The 5,317-nt window shown below is 72.8% G+C and carries 5 protein-coding genes; all 5 read right to left on the bottom strand.

Translation table 11 applies throughout. From position 1 onward, the window contains the following. The coding region (locus tag AC1DY2_RS14740; RefSeq protein ID WP_476763107.1) for an MFS transporter at positions 1-1,215 on the bottom strand (1,215 nt) is incomplete at its 3' end. Between the two features lie 39 nt (positions 1,216-1,254). Next, positions 1,255-2,223, bottom strand: coding sequence for a fumarylacetoacetate hydrolase family protein (locus AC1DY2_RS14745; RefSeq protein ID WP_476763108.1), 969 nt, complete (start codon positions 2,221-2,223; stop codon positions 1,255-1,257). Beyond that, positions 2,220-3,290 carry an amidohydrolase family protein gene (locus tag AC1DY2_RS14750; RefSeq protein ID WP_476763109.1) on the bottom strand — a complete coding sequence of 357 codons (1,071 nt, stop codon included), beginning with the start codon at positions 3,288-3,290 and terminating at the stop codon, positions 2,220-2,222. Before AC1DY2_RS14750 ends, AC1DY2_RS14745 begins: the two co-directional genes overlap by 4 nt. Further along, complete coding sequence (locus tag AC1DY2_RS14755) at positions 3,287-4,420, bottom strand: FAD-dependent oxidoreductase (protein WP_476763110.1); 1,134 nt, start codon at positions 4,418-4,420, stop codon at positions 3,287-3,289. Before AC1DY2_RS14755 ends, AC1DY2_RS14750 begins: the two co-directional genes overlap by 4 nt. A 43-nt stretch (positions 4,421-4,463) precedes the next feature. Beyond that, positions 4,464-5,317: cyclase family protein (locus AC1DY2_RS14760; protein WP_476763111.1), on the bottom strand; the 854-nt coding region annotated here is incomplete at its 5' end.

The raw sequence follows: 5,317 nt of genomic DNA on the forward strand, positions 1-5,317 counted from the left end.
CGCCGGCACCGTCCGGCGCAGCCGGAACCCGAGCGCGACCGCGACGAGCGCGCAGGCGACGCCGACGGCGCCCACGGCGACGGGAAGGCCGCCGAGCGCCGCCACGAGCGCGCCGACCAGGATCGGCGTGAGGAACTGCCCGAAGAAGAACGCGGCGTTCCACCAGCCGGTCGAACGGCCCCGTTCCTCGAAGCGCACGCCGGCGAGTGCCCACGTGAGCATCGACGGCAGCAGCACGCCCGATCCGAAGCCCGCGATGATCGCACCGATCACGACACCGGCGACACCGCCGACCGCCCAGATCACGAGCATGCCGAGGGCCTGCAGGCCGAATGCGAGGGGCAGCACGAACCGGTGCCCGCGCCGCACGAGGCGCGGGAAGCTGAACGCGCCCGCCGCCGTGACGAGGGACGCGCCCGCGGCGACCGCGCCGATCGTCGCGGTGTCGGCGGCGTCCACGCCGTTCTCGACGAGGAGGTAGCTCGTCTCGATGAGCATGACGTAGAAGGTGAACCCGCCGAACAGCGCGACGACGAGCGGGAGGCGCAGGTGGCGCCACGGCACCGGCACGCGACCCGCCGCGGCGACGTGCGCGTCGGTCGTGTCGGCCCGGCTCGGCTCCCAGAGCAGGAAGATCATCGGCACGGCGATGACGAGGCTGATCGCGTACACCCAGAACGGCGTGTGCCAGCCGCCGACGCCGAGCGCGCCGCCGAGCACGATGAAGACGGTCGCGGCCAGGGTCGTCGCCACGGTCTGCAGGCCGAGGTACCTGTTGCGCTGCCGCTCCTCGTGGAAGTAGTCGACGATGAGCGTGGTGCACACGGTCATGATCGCCGCCTCGGTGATGCCGACGCCGACCCTGGTGAGCAGGATGAGCTGCAGCGACTCGAGGTACGCGGGCGCCGTGCCGACGAACGCGTACGCCACCATCGCGATGATGAGCAGGCGCTTGCGGCCCAGGCGGTCGACGATCTGCCCGGCGAACGGCGCGAAGATCGCGATCATGAGCGCCGGGATCGCGACGATCATCGGCACGAGCACCTCCGCGCCGGGCTGGTCGCCGAAGACCGCCGAGAGCTGCGGCAGGATCGGCGTGATCAGCACCGCGCCGAGCACGGGCAGGCAACTGCCGGCGAGCAGCAGGATCGCCTGCCAGATGCCCGCCTTCCGGGCTGCTGCGGCGCGGGGCGCCTGGACCGATGAGTTCGTCATTGAATCTCCTTGGGGGTGGGGGTGGGGGTGACGCGTCCGTCAGGGACGGGTCCGTGGCCTCCGGCGAGCCGGAGGGACGTCGGGGACCGGAACGGCTGCTCCGATGGTGTTGCGGATCTCGCCGATGCCCTCGACGCGCATGACGACCTCGTCGCCCGTGGCGAGCGGCGGCGGGGTGAGCTCGCCCGCCCGGCCCCAGAGCTCGGCGAGGCATCCGCCGTTGCCCGCGGTGCCCGAGCCGAGCACGTCGCCGGGCACGACCCGCGAGTCGCGCGACGCGTAGGCGACCAGGTCACCGAAGGGCCAGCCCATGTTCGAGAGCAGGTCGACGCCGACCCGCTCGCCGTTGACGAGGACCTCCATGCCGATCGGCAGGAACCCCTCGTCGTCGAGGCGTCCGTCGAACTCGTCGGCGGTGACGATCCAGGGCCCGAGCGTCGTCGCGAAGTCCTTGCCCTTCGCCGGCCCGAGGCGCACCTTCATCTCGCGAGCCTGGACGTCGCGGGCCGACCAGTCGTTGAAGATCGTGTACCCGAAGATGTGGCCGGCAGCGTCGGCGGGCGACAGGTCGCGCCCGTCGGAGCCCGCGACGCCGCCGATCACCGCGCCCACCTCGAGCTCGAAGTCGAGCCGCTCGGTCCTCGGCGGTCGCACCTCGGCGCCGGTGGCGACGATCGAATGCGGGTTCGTGAAGTAGAACGTCGGGAACTCGTACCACTCGTCGACCACGTGGCTCGCGCCGTCGATCGACGCGGTCACCCCCTCGACGTGCTCCTCGAACGCCACGAAGTCACGCACGCTCGCGGGCACGAGCGGCGCGAGCAACTCCACCTCGGCGAGCGGCACGGATGCCGCGGCGTCGACCTCCGCGGCCAGCGCGGGTAGCTCCGCGAGCCCGGCGGCGAGCACCTCGGCCACGGTCAGTCCGCGTGGGAACGGCACGACGCCGTCGCCGAGCACGAATCCCTCACCGAGGGCGCCGTCGTGGCGCCAGCGTGCGATCCTCACGCGATCGCCCGCCCGCGAAGCGCCGCGGCGAACAGCTCGGCGGCGTTGCCCGACAGGATGGCGCGCTCGTCGGCCTCGGGCAGCTGGGCCTCGCGGACGCGCTCGATGGGGTCGTCGACGCCCATGTCGAACGGGTAGTCCGTGCCGAGCAGCACCCGGTCGGCACCCGCGGCGTCCACCAGCGCGCGGAGGGCGCCCGGCGTGTGCACGAGCGAGTCGAAGCGCAGGCGACGAAGGTACGACGACGGCAGGTCGCGGCATCCGTGCGCCTCTGGACGTACCGACCACGCGTGGTCGGAGCGACCGAGGAACGTGGGCAGGTACCCGCCGCCGTGCGCCGCGACGAGTCGCAGGTTCGGATGCCGGTCGAGCACGCCCGAGAAGATGAGGTGCGAGAGCGCGACCGCGTTCTCGACGGGCTGGCCAACCGTGTTCGAGAGGTAGTAGCGGTCGAGGCGCTCGTCGAGGCTGCAGCCGAACGGGTGCAGGAACACGATCGCGTCGAGCTCCTCGGCCCGGGCCCAGAGCGGCTCGAGCCGCTCGTCGCTGAGCTCCACGTCGCCCGCGAACGACGAGAGCTCGACACCGGCGAGCCCGCGCTCCACCACGGCGTCGTCGAGGGCCTCGACGATGCGCAGCGGATGCTGCAGCGGCACGAGTCCGAGCCCGAGCAGCCGGTCGGGCGCGCCCGCCACGTGCTCGGCGATCGCGCGGTTCGCCTCGGCGGCGGCCCAGACCGCGAGCTCCTCGCCGGCCCACGGATAGTAGTGCGACGGCGACGGAGAGACGACCTGCACGTCGACGCCCTGCCGGTCCATCTCGCCGAGGCGCGCGTCGAGCGACGTGAGCAGCGGCATCCGCTCGCCGATCATGCGACCGGATGCGGCGAGGCTCTCGGGTCCGTTGCGGCGGGCCTCGAGGGCCTGCGCCGCGGCGAAGCCCTCGGCGTCGCGAGCGGCGACGGCCTGCTGCAGCGCAGGCAGCAGCAGGTGGGCGTGCACGTCGACGATCGGCTCGGCGCGGTCCGTCCGGCCGCGCGCCGGCTCGGTGCGGTCTGCGGCGCTCATGCCGGCTCGCTCACGAGCATCGCGATGCGGCGCATCAGGCCGGGCACGTCGGCGTCCTGCACATGGTCGATCTGCCACTGGCCGAGCTGCACGGATGCCTCGACGACCTCGGTCGCGCGCGGCAGGCGCCGCGCGTGGAAGGCATCCCAGAGCGACTGGTCGACCGCGTCGCGGGCCAGCAGCAGCTCGGAGAGCACGAGCGCGTCCTCGGCCGCCTGGGCCGCACCCTGCGCGATGGTGGGCGGGCAGCTGTGCGCCGCCTCGCCGATGAGCACGACGCGGCCGCGGTTCCACGCGTCGGGCACGACGTGCTTCGTGAACCATGTGTAGTTCACCCGGGACGCGTCGTCGAGCGACTCGCGGATCTCGTTCCACGGGCCGCCGTAGGCCAGCGACAGCTCCTTCATCACCTCCACGCCCTCTTCGGGCGAGAGCAGGTGCCGATCCTGGGCCGGCTCGACGAGGTAGGCGTACATCATCTCCTCGCTCGTCGGGCAGTACCCCGCGATGTAGACCGGGCCGCCGTAGTAGAGGTCGGTCTGCGTGACGTCCTTCGGGCGTGGCACGAACGCGCGCCAGATGCCCATGCCGGTGCGCTCGGGCTCGACCTCGACGCCGAGCTGCTTCCGGATGTCGGAGTGCAGGCCGTCGGCGCCGATGAGCAGGTCGTAGCGACCGGTCGACCCATCGCTGAGCGTCACGTCGACGCCGTCGGCGTCCTGCGTGAAGGCCGCCACCGTGGTGCCGTAGTGGATGCGGGCGCCGAGCTCGGTGGCCCGGTCGGCGAGGATCCGCGCGAGGTCGGGGCGATACATGCCCGCGACCGCCGGGTACTCGGGGCCGCCGGTCCGCGCGTCGGGGATCTGCGCGATGACGGGCGCGTCGGGGCCGGGGGCGCGCAGGCCGGTCTGGTCGAAGGAGTAGCCGGCCTCCCGCACCTGGTCCCACACCCCGAGCCGGTCGAACACGCGCAGGGCGTTGCCCTGGAGGGTGATGCCCGAGCCGAGCGCGGAGAGGTCGGGCTTCCGCTCGAAGACGTCGACGTCGACGCCTCCCTCGGCGAGCAGGATGGCGGCGGTGGCTCCGGCCACGCCGGAGCCGACGATGGCGACACGGGAGACTGCGGACATCGGTGGGTCCCTTCGTTGGGGTTCTGGTCTACTTCGTTCGGGTCTACTTCAGGGCGATGGGGTTCACCGGCGAACCCACCGCACCCGTGATCGGCAGCGGCGGCGCGACGAGCAGGAACTCGTAGCATCCGTCGGCGGCGCAGTCGGCGGCGAGCGCCTCGAGGTCCCACATCTCGCCGATGGTCAGGCCGAGGTTCGGGATGACGACCTGGTGCAGCGGCTGGAACGCGTCGTCGAACTCGTTGGGCCGCACCTCGAAGCCCCACGTGTCGGTGGCGACTGCGGCGATCTCGGTGCGGTGCAGCCAGCCGGCGGTCGTGAAGGAGAGGCCGGCGCTCGGGCCGCCGGCGTAGCCGTTCCAGCCCTCGCGGAGTGCCCGAGCGTAGCGGCCGGTGCGCACGAGCACGAGGTCGCCGCGGCCGACGGCGCTCGTCGCGCCCTGCGCGGAGATGCATGCCTCGAGCTCGGCGGTCGTGATGGCGTAGCCGTCGGGCAGCTCGCCGACGGCCCCGTTGTCGGCGTCGTCGTCGGCGGGCTCGGGCCGCAGGAAGCGGCCCAGGTCGAGCAGCACGCCGCGGCCCACGATGGCGGATGCCGCGTGCTCGATGCCCGTGACGAGGTCGCCGTCGCTCGTCACCACGGATCCGGCCGGGCGGCCGTTCCACGCCATGCCGCGATCGAAGATGTGCCCGAGGCCGTCCCACTGGGTCGAGCACTGCAGCGGCATCGCGACGACGTCGTCGGCGCCCCCGATGCCGTGCGGGAAGCCCTGGGTGCCGGCCGCGGCATCCGTGCCCGTGTCGAGCATGGTGTGCACCGGGTTCGTGCGGCGGCGCCAGCCCTGCTGCGGGCCGTTCATGTCGAACGGCTGCGACAGCGAGAAGCTCGCCCCGCGGC

It is taken from the genome of Agromyces sp. P1_H4, assembly GCF_056405255.1.